This is a genomic window from Corynebacterium afermentans subsp. lipophilum (assembly GCF_030408375.1).
Taxonomy (GTDB): domain Bacteria; phylum Actinomycetota; class Actinomycetes; order Mycobacteriales; family Mycobacteriaceae; genus Corynebacterium; species Corynebacterium lipophilum.
In genome coordinates this window covers 1092705-1112022 of the sequence record NZ_CP046530.1, presented here as the reverse complement: position 1 = coordinate 1112022, position 19318 = coordinate 1092705, and the positions used below count along the sequence as shown (strand labels likewise).

The following is a 19318-nucleotide window of genomic DNA, read 5'->3' as shown; positions in this document are numbered from 1 at the left end:
CGATAGCTCGTCGTAAAGCTGGGTGCTACACGCGCTTCGCTCCCGCGAAATTCTTCTTGCCGCGCCGCAGCACAAGCCAGGAACCGTGGAGGAAGTCGTCCTCGGTGGGCGCCCACGCCTCGTCTTCGATGCGGACATTGTTCACGTACGCGCCACCTTCCTTGATGGAGCGGCGGGCGGCGCCCTTGGAATCCGCCAGCCCGGCACCGACGAGCAGGTCCACGATGGTGGTTTCGCCGGAGAACTCGAAAACGTCGGTCTCGGAGACGGACGCGGCGAGGGTTGCCTCGTCCAGATCCGAAAGTTCCGCGCGACCGAAAAGTGCCTGGGACGCGAGCTCGACGGCCTCGCGGGCTTCCACGCCGTGGACCAGATCCGTCATTTCCTGGGCAAGGCGGCGCTGCGCCTCGCGCTTGAACGGGCGCTCCGCAACCTCCACCTCCAGGCGGGCGAGTTCCTCCTGGTCCAGGAAGGTGAACCAGCGCAGGTAACGGATCACGTCGGCATCCGCGGTATTAACGAAGTACTGGTACCAGGTGTACGGGCTGGTCATCTCCGGGTCGAGCCACAGCGCCCCGCCGCCTGTGGACTTGCCAAACTTCTTGCCCTCGGAGTCGGTGACCAGCGGAACGGTCAACGCGTGGGTTTGTGCGCCGTCGATGCGGCGGTTCAGGTCTACGCCGGCAACCAAGTTGCCCCACTGGTCGCCGCCGCCGATCTGCAGGATGCAATCGTGCTCGCGGCGCAGCTGCACAAAGTCGTTGGCCTGGAGCAACATGTAGGAGAACTCGGTGTAGGAGATGCCGTCGTTTTCCAGGCGGCGCTTCACCGTCTCGCGTCCCAGCATTGTGGACAGGGAGAAGTGCTTGCCGATGTCGCGCAGGAACTCGATCACGCCGAGGTCCTTGATCCAGTCGTTGTTGTTGACCAGCTTCGCGGCGTTTTCGCCGTCGAAATGCACGAAGCGCTGAAGCTGCCCGGAAATGCGATCCGCCCAGTCTTTAACGGTGTCCGCGGAGTTCATGGAGCGCTCCCCCACGTCGCGCGGATCGCCAATCATGCCGGTGGCGCCGCCGGCGAGCACGATTGGGGTGTGGCCGGCCTCCTGGAAGCGCCGCAGCATCAACAGCGGCACTAGGTGGCCGGCGTGCAGCGACGGACCCGTCGGGTCGAAGCCGCAGTACAGAGTGATCGGTGTTTCGGTTGCCTCGCGCAAGTTATCCAGGTCGGTGGACTGGTTGATCAGGCCGCGCCAGGTCAGTTCATCAATGATGTTGGTGGAAGTCATGGTCGCTTTCTTCTAGTTCGCTGGGGTGTAGGGCTCTGCCTCGTCGATGAGCAGAACCGGGATGCCGTCGTCAATGCGATAGGCAATTCCGAGGCGTTCGTTGACCAAGAGCTGCTGCTCTTGGTTGTACTCCAGCGGGCCCTTGTCCTTGGGGCACGCGAGGACGCTGAGAAGCTTCGGATCCAGACTCATGGTTTCGGATCGTACCCGTCGCCGCCGCGGTAGCTGTCGTCGAGTCCGGGCAACTCCCCGAGCTCCTCCCTCAAAAAATGCGCCTGGGAGTCCATCGCCCGCAGGTTGTCGTCCAATATGCCCTGCCGCACCCGTCCTGCCGCGCGCGTGAGCGTGGTCAAAGAGTCCACAACCACCCGCACCGCGGAGGCGTCGCGGTACTGCGGGGCATCGAGATACGTATCGACGACCTCCGGGTAGTACACCTTCACCACATTCCATATCGTTTGGCGGTGCTCCGGGGTGGGTTCCAAATGCTCCCACTCGGAGAGCACAAACCGGACAGTGTCCTCGAGCGCACGTGCCTGCGCCATCACCTGTCGCGGCGGACGGGCACCGCCGAGGCGCCTGGACGTCTCCCGCAGCGATCGGTCCAGCACCACCGGTGTGGGCTCCGCCGGCGCGGGCGGCAACTCCTTGGGTTTGCGCGACGGCGTCAGCGCTGCGCCTGCGCCGTAGGCCGCCAGAGCCGCCACCGGCCAGTACATGCCGATGCCCACCACCAGGTGCAGCACGATCACCAGGATGGCAAGCACCAGCCCGACCTGGTTCTTCGCCGAGGCGAAGTAGCGGGCGGCTGCGTTTCCAGAAGAATTATTGGAAGCCACGGATCTCCTTAAACGCCGCCGCGAGATCGCCGCCGAGCGCGTCGAACACTTCACCGCCGGTCAGCTCCGCTAGTTCGCGCATCTCCGCCTCGCTGGCGTCGCCGTAGAGAATCACAAACACCGGCACGGACCGCTGCGCCGCCGGCAGTTGCTCGTACTGTTCCTTGAACTCGGAGAAGCGCGGGCCCACGGTGTCTTCGCCGTCGCTGAGCAAGACTATCGACGGGATACCGCCGGCCGGATCCGTCTCGCGCAGCGCTTCCAGCAGCGTCTGGTACATCGCGGTGGAGCCGCTGGCGCGGAGCCCGTCCACGTACTCGGTCAACTTCGTGGCCGAAGCCGGGTCCTCGTGGGAGAACCGCGCCGTGACAGGCTCATTCGGCCTGCTGTCGAAGGACTGCAGTGTGACGTTCTCCCGGTCGCGCAGGGAAACGTCGCCGGTGAGGGTGGAAGCGGAGCCGTCGATAAGCGAATGCATGATGTCCTTGAGCGAAGCGATGCGCTCGCCTTCCATCGAGCCCGAGGTGTCCAGCACGAAGGTGGTGGTGCCGGGCTGGCGGTAGGAGTTGTCGTAGGCGTAAAGCAGCTCATCCACCACGCCTTCGTTCGCGGGGAACGGCAGCTCAATGACCTGCTGGTCCGCGATCTCCGCGGGCATGTTGTCCACCTGCGTCACCGGCCTGCGGAAGGTATCCGCGATGTCGGGCTGGTGCTCGAGGAGCCAATTCGCAAGCTTTTCGACGCGCTCCCGTGCGTCCGCATTCTTCGGCTGCGAAAGCGCGGACAGCGGGTAATCCGCGGAGATCACACCATCCGCTGGAACAACAACCTCGATGGGCTGGCCCTGCTGACGCATCTGGTGGAGCGTGGCCTCGTAATTGACGATCGCGTCCGCGCGCTCCGGGTCGTCGACGAACGCATCCGCCAACCAGCCGGATGACCCGGAAACCATGGATTGGGCCTGGAACAGCTGCTTGAGGCGCGGGCCGACGCGCTCCAGATCGGCCGGCGCGATGGCGTCGCCGGTGTCCGCCAACGCGGTGGCCACGGCGACCAGGGCGGAAAACCCGGAGTTGGACGCCTGCGGGTTGGTCATGCCGAAGCTGAACTCGCCAGCCTCTGCGGCCTGGGCGAACTCCGCCCACGTGGGCTGCGTAGTGTCCCAGCCGAGGCGCTTGGCGCTGTCCTCCCACACGCCGAACGCGACGGGGCTGGTGGCGATCTTCGTCTCGCCGTCCAGCTTGTCGGTGGCGCCGATGAGATTGACGTAGCGGTTGGTGGCGAACCAGGTGGCGTCCACTTCCCCGTCGAAGTCGCCGCGCTTGAGCGTCTGCGAGTTGTCGAGGGTGCCGCCGGGGAACTGCATATCGATGGAGAAGCCGAGGTCTTGAGCCGCCTGGTCGACCAGCCCTTGGAGGTCTTTCAGTTCTGTCGCGGCGACGATGGTCAGATCCGCCGGGCTGCCAGAACCCGACCCGGAGTCTGCGCCGGAGCCGGAGCCAGAGGTGTCGCCGCCGAGCGAGACGCACGAGGCGAGCATGAGCGACATCAGGGCGGCGATGGCCGCGAGTAGGCGTTTCACTGGTCGTCCTCCTTCGCCGGCACTGGCGCTCCGGCGTAGCGTTGTCCCACTCCGTCGATGAGCTGCTCGAGCCTGTCGTAGGAGGGCGGGTCGATGGAATTGACGTAATCGGATGGGGCGTCGAAGCCGCGGTCCGCGAGCTCGTCCGCCAAGCTGCCGGAGTTAGCGGGCCGGAAACCGTGGCGCGCCGCGAGCTGCTGCAGCTGCGGGTCGTTAGACAGCAGACGCCCCAGCTCCTTGCCGCCTGCCGAGACTCCGACGATGCCGTGATTCGCGAGCACGGTGGGGCTCAAGTGCAGCAGCACCATGTCGTCCCGGATGCGCGAGTTCGGCCGCATCTGCTCGCCCAAGAACTGCGCCTCGTACACCATCACCATGGGCGCGGCACCCATACCCTGGCTCAGGTAGTCCGTGAACGGCCCGGACGAGGACGCTTCGCTATACCCTTGCGCGGTGAAAAACGGTGCGATCTCGTCGATGAGGAAGCCGACGTCGTCCCTGCGCTCGGGGTCACGCTCGGCCACCTCCCACGCCAGAAGCGACAGGTACATCGCCGCGGAGTTGGAGGTGCGGATGTCCGTGGAGCGGATCTGCACATTGCGTGGCGACGGGTACGCCTCGCCCAGGTCCCGCCAACGCTTGCCGGAGCGCGCCAGGTCCATGTACTTGTTCACGTCCAGGGTGTACGCGCCGTTTTGCTCGCTGACCACGCCTTCTGCCACGAGGAGGTCAGCGATCGGCTTCCAGCTCGCCACCGCCATCGGCGTGAAGAACGGGAAGTCCACGGAGTAGCCGCTGCCCTGCTCGCGCACCTTCTGCGTCGCCGGCGCCGAGGAGGGGAAGACGAAGTCTTGCTCGGCAATGTCCGTGGTGGTGGCGATCTGGCGCGAGCCGGCGGTTGTGACGCTGACGCTATACCCCAGCTCCTCCAGCCGGGCCACCACGTCGGGGTCTTCGAAGTAGGCCCGCTTTTCCGAGCCGATCACGCCGTGCAGCTGCGTCAGCTTACCGCCGGACCCGCCGGTTGTTCCCCCTTCATCCCCGTCGCCGAAGGGCAGCAGCCCCCGACCCAGCGCAATGGCGGCGATGACCACCCCAACTAAAATGACGCCAAGCACCACGGAAACTTTCCGTCCCCGGGGCTTGGCGTCATGGCTGCTCGGCACATTCATATCTCACATGCTAAATGGCCGGGCCGAGATGCGCGCCGCAATCGAACAACTATTGCGAGCGCACCGGTGTCTTCGCCCACTCGCGCGCCGCGTTGTTCGCCTCGCGCACACGCTCGCGCTGCTCCTCCACTCGCGGGCGCGCGGTGCCGCCGCGGGTGTCGCGGGATGCCACCGCACCGTCAACGGTGAGCACCTCCCGGACCTCAGGCAGCAGACGCTTATCTACGCTTTGCAGTTCCTCATCCGTCAGATCGACCAGATCCACGCCGCGGGATTCCGCGATGCGCACGCAGGCGCCGGACGCCTCGTGGGCCTCGCGGAACGGCACGCCCTGGCGCACCATCCACTCGGCCAGATCCGTCGCCAGCGTGAACCCTGCCGGGGCCAGCTCGCGCATACGGTCCTCGTGGAAGGTCAACGTGGACACCAGCCCGGTAAACGCCGGCAAGAGAATGGACAGCTGGGTCACCGAGTCCACCAGCGGCTCCTTGTCCTCCTGCAGGTCGCGGTTGTACGCCAGCGGCATCGCTTTCAGCGTGGACAAAAGGCCGGTGAGGTTGCCAATCAAGCGTCCAGCCTTGCCGCGGGCGAGTTCCGGCACGTCCGGGTTCTTCTTCTGCGGCATGATCGATGAGCCCGTGGACCACGCGTCATGCAGCGTGACGTAGCCGAACTCCGGGGTGGACCAGGCGATGATCTCCTCGGCGAAGCGGGAGACGTCGATGGCGATCTGCGCGAGCACGTAGGCGGACTCGGCGGCGAAGTCGCGCGAGGCGGTGCCGTCGAGCGAGTTGTCCGTGGCGGAGTCGAAGCCGAGCTCTGCGGCAATCGCCTCCGGATCCAGGTGCAGCGAGGAACCCGCCAGCGCACCCGAGCCGTACGGCGAGACCGCCAGGCGCTTGTCCGCGTCCTGGATGCGCTCTAAGTCGCGAAGCAGCGGCTGGGCATGCGCTAAGAGCGAGTGCGCCAGCAGGATCGGCTGCGCGGCCTGGAAGTGCGTCTTGCCGGGCATGATCGCGTCCGGGTGGGCCTCGGCCTGCTGGACAATCGCGTCGATCAGATCGTTGACGTCCTGGGCAACACCACGCAGTGCGTCGCGCAACCACATGCGGAACATCGCCGCAACCTGGTCGTTGCGGGACCGGCCCGCGCGTAGGCGGCCGCCGATCTCGGGTCCCACGCGGTCGATCAGGCCCCGCTCCATCGCGCCGTGCACATCTTCGTCCGTGGGCAGCGGGCCGAACGAGCCGTCGGCGACGTCGCGCCCAAGCTGGTCGAGACCGTCGAGCATGACCGCGAGGTTGTCGTCGCTAAGCAAACCTGCCTTGTTGAGCACCTTCGCGTGCGCCTTCGACGCGAGCACGTCGTACGGTGCGAGGACCCAGTCGAAGTGGGTGGACACAGACAGGGCGAACATCGCCTCAGAGGGGCCGCCGGAGAAACGGCCGCCCCACAGTGCGCCCTCATTGGTCTTGTGCTGCTGCATCGACTACTTCTCCTGGTCGGCGCCAGCGGCACGATCGCGCTTGTTGGCGATCTGGGAGGACAGACCGTGCAGGCGCACAAAGCCCTTGGCCAGGGTCTGGTCGAAGGAATCGCCGGTGTCGTAGGTGGCCAGGTTGAAGTCGTACAGGGAGTGGTTGGAGCGGCGGCCGTTGACGGTGCAGGTGCCGGCGTGCAGCACCATGCGGATGTCGCCCGTGACGTGCTCCTGGGTGGACTCGATGAACGCGTCCAGGGAACGCTTCAGCGGGCCGAACCAGAGGCCGTCGTAGACTTCCTCAGACCAGCGGGCGTCGATGAGGCGCTTGTAGCGGGCCAGCTCGCGCTCGACGGTGACGTCTTCAAGCGCCTTGTGCGCGGTGATCAGCGCAACAGCACCCGGGGCTTCGTAGACCTCGCGGGACTTGATGCCCACCAGGCGGTCCTCCACCATGTCCAGGCGGCCGATGCCCTGGGCGCCGGCGCGACGGTTCATCTCTTCGATGGCCTCGAGGACGGTGACCTTGCGGCCGTCGATAGCCACCGGCTTACCGGCCTCGAAGGAGATGATCACCTCGTCCGGGGCGTTGCCCAGCGCCGGATCCTCGGTGTAGGCGTAGAGGTCCTTTGTCGGCGGGTTCCACAGGTCCTCCAGGAAGCCGGTCTCGACTGCACGGCCCCAGACGTTCTGGTCGATGGAGAACGGAGACGCGGCGGACTGCTCGATGGGCAGGTCCTTGCCCTCGGCGTACTCGATGGCCTTGTCGCGGGTCCAGGCGTAGTCGCGGGCCGGGGCGATGATCTCCAAGTCCGGGTCCTGGTTGAGGAAGCCGACCTCGAAACGGACCTGGTCGTTACCCTTGCCGGTGCAGCCGTGGGCGACGTGAGTGCCACCGTACTTGTGGCCGGCCTCCACCAAGTGCTTGACAATCAGCGGGCGGGAAATGGCGGAGACCAGCGGGTATTCGCCCTGGTACATGCCGTTGGCCTTAATGGTGGGCAGGCAGTATTCCTCAGCGAACTCGTCCTTGGCGTCCACCACGATGGACTCCACGGCGCCGCAGTCCAGCGCGCGCTGGCGCACGGACTCCATGTCCTCGCCGCCCTGCCCCAGGTCCAGGGAGACGGCGATGACCTCGCCGTCCGTCATCTCACCCAGGTACGGGATTGCTACGGACGTGTCCAGGCCGCCCGAGTACGCGAGCACAACGCGGTTAGTCATAGTGAAAGATCTCCTTCGAAGTCCAGGATGATTCAGAATTATTCAGTGTAAGTAAAATTATGCGATCGGCGCCGCAATGTCTACTCGCCGACGCTTTCCTTCAGCCCGAACAGCTGCTGCGCCAGCTCTTTGCCAGTGAGCGGCTCGCGGGCGACCACGAAGACCGTGTCGTCGCCTGCGATGGAGCCGACCACTTGGTCGAGCCCCACGCGGTCGATGTAGCTGGCCAGGTACTGGGCCGCCCCGGGAGGCGTGCGCACCACGGCGATCTGCCCGGAGTAGTCGACGGAGACGACCAGCTCCTCGATCATGCGGCGCAGCTTTTCGCGCGGGCCGGAGTGCGCCGTCTCCAGCGAGTCCGCCTCCGAACCCACGGTGTAGTAGGCGCGGCCGCCCGCACGGGGACGGACCTTCTTCGCGCCGAGCTCGTCCAGGTCGCGCGAGAGGGTGGCTTGGGTGATGTCGATGCCCTCGTCCAGCAACAGCTCAGACAGCTGCACCTGGGAGGACACGCGGGTTGATTCGAGCAGTTCGAGGATTCTCGCCTGCCGCGCGGTGCGGGATACAGGTTGGGTCATACTTGGTGCTCCAAAAGCCAGGCCAGCAGCGCCTTCTGGGCGTGCAGGCGGTTTTCAGCTTCATCGAAGACGCGCGATTGCGGCCCGTCGATGACTTCCGCGGCGACTTCGCTCCCGCGGTACGCGGGAAGGCAATGCAAGAATATTGCATCCTCGGCCGCGCGCGACATCAGGGCAGCATCCACCTGGTACGGCAAAAACGGGGTGCGGCGGTCCTTGCCGTCCTCCTCCATGCCCATGGAAACCCACGTGTCCGTGATGACCACATTCGCGCCCTCCGCAGCGGCAATATCGGAGGTCACTGCCACTGCAGCACCGGTTTCCTCACCGCGGCGCCGTGCGCGCGCAACGAACTCGTCGCGCGGCTGGAAGCCGTCCGGCGCGATGACGGTGATGTCCACGCCGGCAGTGGCAAAGCCGATGAGGTAGGAGTTAGCCATGTTGTTGTCGCCGTCTCCCAGGTAGACGGCCTTCAACCCCTTCAGCCCCGCCGGGCCCTCGTCCGGGCAGAAGTTTTCGACCACCGTTTGCAGGTCGGCGAGGATCTGGCACGGGTGCAGGTCGTCGGACAGGGCGTTGATGATCGGCACGGTGGCCGTTTCCGCCATTTCCAGCAGGTTGTCGTGGGCGTAGGTGCGCCACACAATCGCCTCGACAAACCGCGACAGCACCGCGCCGGTGTCCTGGTAACTCTCTTTCGTGCCCATCTGCGAGTTGCCGCTTTCGGTGACAATCGCGTGCCCGCCGAGCTGCGCGATGCCGGCGTCGAAGGAGTAGCGGGTGCGGGTGGAGGTCTTGTCAAACAGCACGGCGACGGACTTCGGCCCCTCCAGCGGCCGGCGCGAGAATGGTTCGCGCTTCAGCTCCGCGGCAAGTGCGAGCACCTCGGCTTGCTCCTTGGGGGTCAGGTCGTCGTCTGCCAGGAAGTGTCTGACCATCGTTCTAGCTCCTATCTTTCGCTGCATCGATTGCGCGGGCGAAGCGCTGCATCGCCTCAACAATCTCATCGTCGGTAATCACCAGGGGCGGTGTCAGGCGGATGACGTCTTCGCCCGGTGCGTTCAAAATCAGGCCTTCTTCGAGCCCCTGCTTGACGACGAGCTTCGCCACCGCCTCATCCAGCACCACCCCGAGCATCAGCCCGCGCCCGCGGACGCTTCTGACACCGGGGATCTGCGAAGCAGTGCTGGTAAGCAGTTGCCCCTTGCGGCGCACTTCCGCGAGGAAGGCCTCGTCGACGACCCCTAGTACTGCGTTTGCTGCGGCGCAGGCGACGGGGTTGCCGCCGAAGGTGGTGCCGTGCGAGCCCGGGGTGAACAGCTTCGCTGCCTTGCCGCGGGCGATGGTTGCGCCGATGGGCAGTCCCCCGCCCAAGCCTTTAGCCATGGTGATCACGTCGGGGAGGACGCCTTCGTGCTGGAACGCGAAGAAGTCGCCGGTGCGGCCGACGCCAGTTTGGACCTCGTCGGTGATGAAGAGGATCCCGTGGGCGTCGCACATCTCGCGCACCTTCGTGAGAAAGCCCTCCGGCGCGGGGATGACTCCCGTTTCACCCTGGATGGGCTCCAGGATGATCGCGGCGGTGTTGCCCGGGTCCTGCTGCACCAGTGCTTCCAGCGACTCGGTGTCGCCGTAGGTGAAGAATTCCACGCCTGCCGGCATCGGCTCGAACGGGGCGCGTTTATCCGGCTGGCCGGTCAGCGCGAGCGAGCCCATGGTGCGGCCGTGGAAGCCGCGCTCCGCGGCAAGGATGCGGCGGCGGCCGGTCAGGCGCGCCAGTTTGAAGGCGGCCTCGTTTGCCTCGGCGCCGGAGTTAGAGAAAAACACCCGCGCGGTGTCGTCGCCAACCCGGGCACGCAGCGCTTCGGCGACCTCCACCACCGGCTGGGAGCCGAAGAGGTTGGACACGTGCCCCAATCGCGCCACCTGCGCGCTAACGGCGTCCACTACCGCCGGATGCGCGTGGCCGAGCGCGTTGACGGCGATGCCTGCGAGCATGTCGATGTAGGTGTTGCCGTCCGCGTCAGTGACGGTGGCGCCTTCGCCGGAGACAAGCTCCACCGGCGGCGCCGGGTAGGTATCTAGTAGCGCGGAAGTCCAGCGCGAAGAAAACTCGCTCATGCGTCGTCCTTTCTAAAGATCGTGCCGTCCGGGTAGTGCGCTCGGTCGTAATCGTCCGGCAGCACCATGGTGCCAACGCCTCCCATGGTCAATAGCTCCAGCAGCACGGAGTGGGCCACGCGGCCGTCGATGACGTGTGCTGCCTTCACCCCGCCTTGGACCGCGGTGAGGCAGGCCTCCATCTTGGGGATCATGCCGGTGTCTAAGCCGGGCAGCATCTTGGCCAGCTCGCCCGCCTCGATCTTGGACAGCAGCGAGTCCTTGTTCGGCCAGTCCGTGTAGAGCCCCTCAACGTTGGTGAGCACTACGAGGCGCTCGGCACCGATTGCGGCGGCCAGCGCACCGGCGGCTTCGTCGGCGTTGATGTTGTAGACCTCGCCGTTTTCCCCCGGGGCGATTCCGGAGACCACCGGGATGCGGCCGGCCTCGATGATGTCCATCACCGCCTCGGGGTTCACATCCGTGATCGTGCCCACCAGGCCAATGTCCTGCGGCTCGCCGTCGACGACCACCTTGCGCTGCTTCGCCGTAAACAACCCGGCATCCTCGCCCGAAGTGCCTACCGCATAGGGCCCGTGCGAGTTGATCTTGCCCAACAGGTCCCGGCCCACCTGGCCGAAAAGCACCATGCGCACCACATCCAGGATCTCCGGGGTAGTCACGCGGAACCCGCCGATGAACTCCCCGCCGTCCAAGCCCAGGCGCGCGAGCATCTGGGTGATCTGCGGACCGCCTCCGTGCACCACCACGGGTTTCGCGCCCACAGTGCGCAGGAACACCATGTCGGCGGCGAACGCGGCCTTTAAGTCCTCATCGATCATGGCGTTGCCGCCGTACTTGACCACCACAATCTTGTCGCGGTAGTGCTGCAGCCACGGCAGCGCCTCCGCCAACACGGTGGCGCGTTGCTCGCTGGACAAATTCGGCATCATCTCGCGCACTCCTTAGCTGGTGTAGGCCGAGTTGATTTCAACGTAGGCGTGCGACAAGTCCGTCGTGCGCACCGTCGCGCGGCCCTCACCGCCAGTGCCCAGGTCCACCACGACCGCGATGTCCGACCCGCTCAGATCCACGTCCCGCGCGCCGGGCACTGCACCGGAGTACTCGCAGACGGTGTGCCCGTTGAAGGTCACCGAGATGTTGTCCACGTCCATCTCCGCGTCCGCCATGCCCACGGCGGCGAGCACGCGACCCCAGTTCGGGTCGGAGCCGAACATCGCCGTTTTGACCAGGCTGTCGCGGCCGATGGTGCGCGCGGCATTCAGCGCCTGCTCGTCGTCTGCGGCGCCTTCGACGGTGATGCTCACCCGCTTGGTCACGCCCTCGGCGTCGGACTGCATCATCCCGGCCAGCTGCGAGCAAGCTTCGTATACCGCGGCGTCCAGCTCGTCCTGCTCCGGGGTCACCCCGCTTGCGCCGTTAGCCATCGCGACGACGGTGTCGTTGGTTGAGGTGGAGCCGTCGATGTCCAGGGTGTTGAAGGTGGTGGAGGTGGCGCGCTCCAACGCGGTCTGCAGCGCCTGGGCATCCACCTTCGCGTCGGTGGTCAGGCACACCAGCATCGTCGCCAGCGACGGCGCCATCATGCCGGCACCTTTACCCATGCCACCGACAGTCCAGCCGTCGCCCTTGACCAACACCTCTTTGGCGATGGTGTCGGTGGTGCGGATGGCATCGGCGGCGTCTGTCCCGTGGTCGCCGAGCTGCGTGACGACGGCTGCGATGCCGCGTTCCACCTTTTCCATCGGCAACAGATCGCCGATGATGCCGGTGGAGCAGACAGCCACCTGGTGCGGCTCGGCGCCGACGCCTTCGGCCGTGAGCCGCTGCATAATTTGCGCGTCATTCAGCCCCTGCTCTCCGGTGCAGGCGTTGGCGTTGCCGGAGTTGAACACCACCGCTTTCAGCTCGCCTGCGGCCACGGCTGCGCGGCTGACCTTCACGGGCGCGGCAAAGACCTTATTTCGGGTGAATACGGCGGCGGCAGCGAACTCGGGGCCTTCATTGACAACTACGGCCATATCCGGGTTGCCGGATGCTTTCAGGCCCGCGCTTGTGGCGGCGGCGGAAAAGCCTTGAGGTGCGGTGACTCCAAGAGAGCTCATGATGGAGGGGTCCTTTCGGGAAAAGAGGAAGATGGTTTGAGGGTCCTGCCGGCGGTTACGGAGCCACCGCGGCTCGCGGCAGACCCGCCCCCTCCTCGAAGCCAAGCGCAAGATTCATGCACTGCACCGCCGCTCCCCCGGTGCCCTTGGTTAGGTTGTCTATGGCGCTGGTGACAACAAGCTTGCTGGCTGCCTGGTCCACCTCAACTTGGACGTGGCACATGTTGGAACCCACCACGTGCTGCGTTTGCGGCTGCTGGCCGGCGGGCAGCAGGTGCACGAACGGTTCCTCGGCGTAGGCGCTTTCGTAGGCCGCGCGCACCGCATCCACGTCCGCGCCCTGCACCAGCGGCGCGGTGACGGTGGTGAGGATGCCGCGCGGCAGCGGCGCGAGCAAGGGGGTGAAACTTACCGCGATCTGGCCGTCCGCAACTTCCTCGAGGTTTTGCGCGATTTCTGGAGTGTGCCTGTGTGCGCCTGCGACGCTGTAGGCCTTCAGCGAGCCCATCGTCTCGGCGCCGAGCATGTCCACCTTGGCCTTTTTGCCGGCCCCGGAAACGCCGGTGACGGCCACAACTGTCAGGTCCGGCTCGACCAATCCAGCCTGCACTGCCGGCCATGCGGCGAGCGTGGCACCCGTGGGAAAGCACCCAGGGACAGCGATGCGGGTTGCCTTTGCAACGTCTTCACGGTGCCCCGGCAACTCCGGCAGCCCGTAGGGCCAGGAGCCCGCGTGTTCCGAGCCGTAATAGGCGTGCCACGCCCTAGCGTCGCGCAGGCGGAAGTCGGCCGCGCAGTCGATGACCATCACGTCTTCGCCCAGTGCGGCGCCGATGGCTGCGGAGTGGCCGTGCGGAAGTCCGAGAAAGACCACGTCGTGGCCGGTGAGCACCTCGACGGTCGTCTCTTCGATGACCCGGTCTGCAAGCTCCGGCAGATGTGGCATGAGCTCACCGACGCTCTGGCCGGCGTTGGACGCACCAGTGAGCGCGCCGATCTTTAGCTTCCCCGCGAGATACGCCGGGTGGCCCAGCAGCAGGCGGAGAATCTCACCGCCCGCATAGCCCGTGGCCCCCGCGACCGCTACTTTGACAACCTTGCCTTGTGACATGGTCGCCAGTGTATCAGTTATGCAGTCGCGTGGAAGTTATTCACGGAAAATTTATTTAGCCGCGCATTTCTGCGCCGAAGCGCTCCTTGGCCAACTCGGCCGCCTTCAGGCGTGCCTCGGAGGCTTCCTCCTCGGTCAGCGTGCGGTCCGGGGCGCGGAACGCCAGGCCGAATGCGAGTGACTTCTTGCCTTCGCCGAGGCTCTCGGAACGGTAGACATCGAAAAGCGTGACTGCCTCGACGAGCTCGCCCGCACCTTCCTCGACGGCGCGGCGCACATCCTCGGCTGCCACCGTCTCGTCGACGACCAGGGCGATGTCCTGGTTGAGCAGCGGGAACGCCGACAGCTGCGGTGCCGGCAGGCGCTCTGCCAGCGGGATCGCGGTCAGATCGATCTCCATCGCGCAGGTGCGCGCGGGCAGGTTCAGCTTCTCAAGGATCTGCGGGTGCAGCTCGCCGGCGTGGCCGACCACCTCGCCGTCGACTTGCAGCTCGGCGCAGCGGCCGGGGTGCCACGGCAGGTACTCGGCCGCCTGAACGTCCAGTTCAACGCCGCAGACACGGGCAACGAGCTGGGCTGCCTCGATGGCGTCCGACCACTCGTAAGCGCGGCCGGTGCCCCACGGGCCTTCCAGCTCCGTGTTGCCCAGTGCCACGGTCGCGGCGTGGAGGTGCTGCTTCGGCAGCGACTCAACGAGCTCCGCGACGACCTCGTCCTCCGGGCGCTCGGACACGTCCGGCAGTGGCGAGACGTCCGCGCGCTTTTCCGAGGTCTGCGCCACGGAGTAGATCGCCACATCACCGCGGCCGCGCGCGACGTTTCGGCCCGCGGCCTCCAGCATCGGCGGCAGCAATGTGGTGCCCAGGATGCCGTAGTCCGCATCCAGCGGGTTCTGCACCTTGACGATGTTGCGGCGCGGATCCTCGGCGTCCAGGCCCCAGGTGTCGAAGGTGTCGTTGGCGATAAACGGCGTGGGGATGATCTCCGCGTAGCCGGAGTACGCCAGCGCGTGGGTCACCGCACGGCGGCGGCGCTGCAACGGGCTCAAACCGCGGCCACCGCGGGGCGTGGGCAGGATCGACGGGATGTCGTCCAGCCCCTCCAGGCGCACGACCTCCTCGACCAGCTCCACCGGCACGGTGATGTCGGTGCGCCAAGTCGGCGGAGTGACCTGAAGCTCGTCGCCGTCCCCAGCGACCTCGCAGCCGACCTCCTGCAGGCGGCGGACCACGGTCTCACGCGCGTAATCCACACCGATCAGCTCAGCCGGCCGCGTGGCGCGCATCGCAATCGCATCACGCTTTTCCACGTCACCGACCAGCGTCCTGCCCGCTTGAATCGTGCCGCCAGCGATCTCCACCAGCAGCGCGCACGCAATGTCCAGGGCGTTTTCCACCAGCTGCGGGTCCACGCCACGCTCGAACCGGCGCGACGCCTCCGAGCTCAGCTTCAGCCGGCGTGCAGTGCGCGCCACGGTCAGCGGATCCCAGGTTGCGGCTTCGAAGTGGACGTTGACCGTCTCGTCCGAGATCTCCGAGGTGGTCCCACCCATGACGCCGGCGAGGGACTGAATGCCATTGTCGTCGCTGATCACCACGTCTTCAGCGCTCAGCGTGCGCTCGACGTGGTCGAGCGTTTCAAACTTCTCGCCGTCGGAGGCATTGTGCACACGCAGGCCGCCGGCGATCTTGTCGGCGTCGAAGGCGTGCATCGGCTGGCCGGTGAGCAGCATGACGTAGTTGGTCACGTCCGTCGCGGCGTTGACCGTGCGCACGCCGGCGAGCATGAGCTCTCGCTGCATCCAGAACGGCGCAACCGCGTTTGCATCGATGCCTTCGACAGTGCGCACGCCGAAACGCCTCGCCTTGGTGGATTCCTCCACGGTCACCGGGATGGTCTCGCCTGCCGGGACTGGAACGCCAGCAATGTCGATGCCGGCGATTGCGGGATCCTGCGCCACGTCTGCGAACTCGAGGTCGAAGGCGGAGGCGATCTCGCGGGTTAAGCCGCGGGCGGACAGGGCGTAGCCGCGGTCCGGGGTGACGTTGACCTCGAAGACGGTGTCGTCCGAGCACAGAATCTCGCGGGCGTCCTGGCCGGGGGTGGCGGAGCCGTCGTGAAGCGTAATGATGCCCTCGCTCTTTGCGGTGAGCCCAAGCTCAGCCGCAGACGCCATCATGCCGGCAGAGATGTGGTCGTAGGTCTTACGCGCCGAGATCTCAAATCCGCCCGGCAGGACCGCGCCCGGAAGCGACACCACGACCAGGTCACCCTGCTTGAAGTTGCGGGCGCCGCAGATGATGCCCTGCGGCTCGCCGGTGCCATTGGCCTGGCCCACGTCCACCTGGCAGTAGCGGATCGGCTTTTTAAAGCCGGTCAGCTCCTCGATCTCGGCGACACGGCCGATGACCAGCGGGCCGGTGATCTCCGGCAGAGGCTCGTAGCCTTCCGTTTCGAAGCCGACGCGCACGAAGCCCGCGTCGAGCTCCTCGTCGGTGGGGTTGAAGTCCTTATTACCTGCGTTCTGCAGCAGGCGGACGATCCAATTTTTGGAAATGAGCATTATCAGTGTCTCCTTTACGCCTGCACGCCGAACGGGATGGTGAAACGGACGTCGCCTTCGACCATGTCGCGCATGTCCGACAGACCATTGCGGAACTGCAGGGTGCGCTCCAAGCCCATGCCGAATGCGAAGCCGGAGTAGACCTCCGGGTCGATGCCGACGGCACGCAGCACGTTCGGGTTGACCATGCCGCAGCCGCCCCACTCGATCCAGCCGGCTCCGCCCTTCTTGTTGGGGAACCACACGTCCACTTCTGCAGACGGCTCGGTGAACGGGAAGTAGTTCGTGCGCATGCGCGTCTTCGTCTCCGGGCCGAACAGCACCTTGGCCAGGTGGTCGAGGGTGCCGCGCAGGTGCGCCATGGTCAGGCCCTTATCCACGGCCAGGCCCTCCACCTGGTGGAACACCGGGGTGTGGGTGGCGTCTAGCTCGTCAGTGCGGAACACACGGCCCGGACATGCGATGTAGATGGGCACGTCGCGCTCAAGCATGGTGCGCACCTGCACCGGCGAGGTGTGGGTGCGCATGACCTGCTTGGAGCCTTCCTCGCCGATGTAGAAGGTGTCCTGCAGCGTGCGGGCCGGGTGGTCCGGGATGAAGTTCAGCGCGTCGAAGTTGAAGTATTCCGCCTCCACCTCCGGGCCTTCCGCGACTTCCCAGCCCATGCCGATGAAGATGTCCGCGATGTGCTCGGACAGCGTGGTGATCGGGTGCATCGCGCCAGCCTGCGTGCGGGAGGTGGGCAGGGTCACGTCCACCTTCTCCGCGCGCAGCTGACGCTCGCGGTGCTCCGCCTCGCGCTGCACGCGCAGCTGGGCGTACGCCTTTTCTGCGCGGCCGCGGGCCATGTTCACGAACCGGCCGGCATCTTTGCGCTGATCCTTCGGCAGCGTCCCGAGTGCACGGCGGGCCTGCAGGATCGGGGCCTTCTCCCCCAGGTGCGCGCGGTGCGCCTCCTCCAGCGCAGCGAGGTCCTCGGCCGCCTCAAAGGCAGCGATCGCCTCGTCCGCCGCCTTGTTCAGGGCGTCCTCGGTCAGTTCAATTTCCGGAGTTGGGTTTGCGTTGTCGGCCACGCTTGTGTTCACCCGCACCTTTCCACAAGTGCGCTGCGCTGTTCATACAGACCGCAGCGGTGTCGGTTCAAAAGCGTCCACCACTTTACCTATCGCTCGACACAGCGCCCGCGCGAGGGCGGGCGCGCAAAATCCATCAAGCGCAACTATTCCTCAGCGAGCGCCTTCGACGACTCCCACAGGCAGATACTCGCCGCAGTCGCCAGGTTCAGCGACTCCGCCCCGCCCTGAATCGGAATGGAGGCGCGGTGGTCGGCGGCCGCGAGGATGTCGTCGCTAAGCCCATGCGCCTCGTTGCCGAACAGCCACGCAGTTGGCTGCGCGAGCGTCTCCCCGGGGGCCGCCAGGTTCACCTCGCCGTCCATTGTGGTGGCGAAGGTGGACAGCCCGGCGTCTTCGAGCTGTCCGATGACGCGACGCACGTCGCGGTCGCGCGCCACGGGGATGTGAAACAGCGAACCAGCTGTCGAGCGCACCACCTTCGGCGACTCCGGGTCCACGGTGTCGCCCGCGAAAATCACCGCGTCCGCACCTACGGCGTCTGCAATGCGGATGATCGTGCCGGCGTTGCCGGGGTCGTTGGTCTCCACGCACACAGCCACCAGCTTCGGGCGGCCCTTGAGAATCTTCGGCACGGTCCACAGCACAGGGCGGCACACCGCGAAAATGCCTGTGGACGTCACCGCGTCCGCGAGCGAATCCGCCGCCTTGTCCGTGATCGCGTGCGTGTAGACGTCCATGTAGCCCGCCGCCCGCACGATTTCCTCGAAGCGCTCTGCGGCAGCTTCGGTGACAAAAAGGTCGGTCGCCGCCCCCGTTGCCACAGCGGCTTCCACAGCGTTTTCACCTTCCGCCAAGAAAGCCTTTGCTTTACGACGAGCTTGCGCCCTCTTCAACTTCCCCGCATTAACCACACGCGGAGTGCGCTCTGTAAACGGCTGCTGGAAATCCAATGGCATAGCTCCAGACTACGTTGCAGGCACTACGCTGTTGTCCGTGCCTACGTTTTCGGAGCTCGTGCGCGCCCGCCTTCTTTCATCGGCGGCGCGCCCTTGGCGCATTGGCTTTGCGCTCGCAGCTCTTCTTTTCGCTCTTGGACTGCTGGCACTGCCCGGGGCTCCAATTGCCGTTGAGTGGTCCCGGTTCGCGGTGGCGCTCTACGCGGCATTTCTCATCGTCGCCGCGTTCTTTGCCCCGGTCACCGCCGGGTTGGGCTACGGCTTTCTGCTGCAATTTTCCAACGTTGCACCGGAGTACCGCAGCGCGATCATCATCATCGGCATGTTCGCGATCGCCACTGTTTTGGGGCTGCGTATTCCTGCGCGCTATAGCCTGCCGCTACTGGCCTATCTCTGGTATCTCGCACAGACAGACTTTCCCTCCGGCGTCTATTTCCCCATTTCCTTTGAAACGGCAATCTTTTTGTTCGTGCTGCTCCTTGTCGCGTGGGCAGTTGGCTGGATTCTGCGCGCGTTCCTCATCACCCGAGAACGCCAAGCAGATCGGCTAAAGGCGGAGCTGGAACGCGAACGGGAACGCACTGTGAAGGCATTGCACGGATCCGTGGCGTCCTCCCTCACCTCGGTAGTGCTCCGAAGTGAGGCCTTGGCGATGTCCGGTGATGAGCAAACTGCTAAGGCGGCAAAGCTCATCGCAGAGGACGCCAGGCGATCAATGCAAGAGGTCCGCCAGCTCATCCGCTTCATGCGTTCTGACGATCCCGCTGCGTTCAATGAGGACACAGCAACTCACACTCCCGCATTGGGTGAAGCCTTAAGGTCCTTTTCGGATACCTTGCGCAGCCACGGCTACACGGTGGCGGAAAGTGGTCTGCAGGGCGAGGGCCTGAATTCAATCTCGCTGCGTCACGCTCCGAGCGCGTTCCGAGAGATTCAAACTAACGTGATTAAGTACGCGGATAAGCACCGACCAGTCATCGTCGCCGCAGTCGAGGACGACAACGACGTGCAAATCCTGGTGCAAAATATCGGGGCTTTAGAGGCGCAGGCGGTTGAAATGAGTACCGGCGTTGGCCTGGGTGAGGTGTCTTCGCTGCTCAAGGAGGACGGCGCCACGCTCGACGCTGGATACCACGGCGAGGCTTTCCGCTATCACCTCACCGTGCCGAAGGAACGAAAGTAGGTCTGCCGAACGCCCGGAGGATACTTTCGTACCGACTTCT

Annotated in this window: 17 protein-coding genes; 1 reads left to right on the top strand and 16 read right to left on the bottom strand. The window is 65.6% G+C overall.

Annotated elements, in window-relative coordinates:
• Positions 1 to 25 precede the first annotated feature (25 nt).
• The 16 genes from tyrS to CAFEL_RS05245 form a co-directional block, all read right to left on the bottom strand.
• Positions 26 to 1288: a tyrosine--tRNA ligase gene (tyrS, locus tag CAFEL_RS05320; protein WP_194561017.1), complete on the bottom strand. Its 1263-nt coding sequence runs from the start codon at positions 1286 to 1288 to the stop codon at positions 26 to 28.
• 12 nt (positions 1289 to 1300) lie between these two features.
• The gene (locus tag CAFEL_RS05315; RefSeq protein WP_063937290.1) at positions 1301 to 1480 is read right to left on the bottom strand and encodes a Trm112 family protein; all 180 of its coding nucleotides are present in this window, start codon (positions 1478 to 1480) and stop codon (positions 1301 to 1303) included.
• Positions 1477 to 2127 carry a hypothetical protein gene (locus tag CAFEL_RS05310; RefSeq protein WP_194561016.1) on the bottom strand — a complete coding sequence of 217 codons (651 nt, stop codon included), beginning with the start codon at positions 2125 to 2127 and terminating at the stop codon, positions 1477 to 1479. The genes CAFEL_RS05315 and CAFEL_RS05310 overlap by 4 nt, the downstream gene beginning before the upstream one ends.
• Positions 2114 to 3709: a VWA domain-containing protein gene (locus tag CAFEL_RS05305; RefSeq protein ID WP_194561015.1), complete on the bottom strand. Its 1596-nt coding sequence runs from the start codon at positions 3707 to 3709 to the stop codon at positions 2114 to 2116. Before CAFEL_RS05305 ends, CAFEL_RS05310 begins: the two co-directional genes overlap by 14 nt.
• Positions 3706 to 4881 (bottom strand): hypothetical protein, encoded by a 1176-nt coding sequence (locus CAFEL_RS05300; RefSeq protein ID WP_194561014.1) that lies wholly within the window; start codon positions 4879 to 4881, stop codon positions 3706 to 3708. Before CAFEL_RS05300 ends, CAFEL_RS05305 begins: the two co-directional genes overlap by 4 nt.
• 49 nt (positions 4882 to 4930) lie before the next feature.
• Complete coding sequence (argH, locus tag CAFEL_RS05295) at positions 4931 to 6367, bottom strand: argininosuccinate lyase (RefSeq protein ID WP_194561013.1); 1437 nt, start codon at positions 6365 to 6367, stop codon at positions 4931 to 4933.
• 3 nt (positions 6368 to 6370) lie between these two features.
• A complete protein-coding gene (locus tag CAFEL_RS05290; protein ID WP_194561012.1) occupies positions 6371 to 7585 on the bottom strand; it encodes an argininosuccinate synthase in 1215 nt (404 codons plus the stop codon).
• Positions 7586 to 7665: 80 nt separating this feature from the next.
• Positions 7666 to 8163 (bottom strand): arginine repressor, encoded by a 498-nt coding sequence (locus tag CAFEL_RS05285; protein ID WP_070473196.1) that lies wholly within the window; start codon positions 8161 to 8163, stop codon positions 7666 to 7668.
• The gene (gene argF, locus CAFEL_RS05280; protein WP_194561011.1) at positions 8160 to 9101 is read right to left on the bottom strand and encodes an ornithine carbamoyltransferase; all 942 of its coding nucleotides are present in this window, start codon (positions 9099 to 9101) and stop codon (positions 8160 to 8162) included. The genes CAFEL_RS05285 and argF overlap by 4 nt, the downstream gene beginning before the upstream one ends.
• Positions 9102 to 9105: 4 nt before the next feature.
• Positions 9106 to 10284 (bottom strand): acetylornithine transaminase, encoded by a 1179-nt coding sequence (locus CAFEL_RS05275; protein WP_194561010.1) that lies wholly within the window; start codon positions 10282 to 10284, stop codon positions 9106 to 9108.
• Positions 10281 to 11216 (bottom strand): acetylglutamate kinase, encoded by a 936-nt coding sequence (gene argB, locus CAFEL_RS05270; RefSeq protein WP_228496527.1) that lies wholly within the window; start codon positions 11214 to 11216, stop codon positions 10281 to 10283. Before argB ends, CAFEL_RS05275 begins: the two co-directional genes overlap by 4 nt.
• Before the next feature lie 12 nt (positions 11217 to 11228).
• Entirely contained in the window at positions 11229 to 12389 is a 1161-nt protein-coding gene (gene argJ / locus CAFEL_RS05265; protein ID WP_194561008.1) for a bifunctional glutamate N-acetyltransferase/amino-acid acetyltransferase ArgJ, read from the bottom strand.
• A 55-nt stretch (positions 12390 to 12444) separates the two neighbouring features.
• The gene (gene argC / locus CAFEL_RS05260; protein WP_194561007.1) at positions 12445 to 13500 is read right to left on the bottom strand and encodes an N-acetyl-gamma-glutamyl-phosphate reductase; all 1056 of its coding nucleotides are present in this window, start codon (positions 13498 to 13500) and stop codon (positions 12445 to 12447) included.
• A 55-nt stretch (positions 13501 to 13555) separates the two neighbouring features.
• Complete coding sequence (pheT, locus tag CAFEL_RS05255) at positions 13556 to 16063, bottom strand: phenylalanine--tRNA ligase subunit beta (RefSeq protein WP_194561006.1); 2508 nt, start codon at positions 16061 to 16063, stop codon at positions 13556 to 13558.
• Positions 16064 to 16077: 14 nt separating this feature from the next.
• Positions 16078 to 17148 carry a phenylalanine--tRNA ligase subunit alpha gene (gene pheS, locus CAFEL_RS05250; protein WP_290172343.1) on the bottom strand — a complete coding sequence of 357 codons (1071 nt, stop codon included), beginning with the start codon at positions 17146 to 17148 and terminating at the stop codon, positions 16078 to 16080.
• 134 nt (positions 17149 to 17282) lie between these two features.
• On the bottom strand, positions 17283 to 18095 hold the full coding sequence (locus CAFEL_RS05245; RefSeq protein WP_194561005.1) for a TrmH family RNA methyltransferase: 813 nt from the start codon (positions 18093 to 18095) through the stop codon (positions 17283 to 17285).
• Between the two features lie 37 nt (positions 18096 to 18132).
• Here CAFEL_RS05245 and CAFEL_RS05240 point away from each other — a divergent pair, with 37 nt between their 5' ends.
• A complete protein-coding gene (locus CAFEL_RS05240; RefSeq protein ID WP_194561004.1) occupies positions 18133 to 19278 on the top strand; it encodes a sensor histidine kinase in 1146 nt (381 codons plus the stop codon).
• Positions 19279 to 19318: the final 40 nt, after the last annotated feature.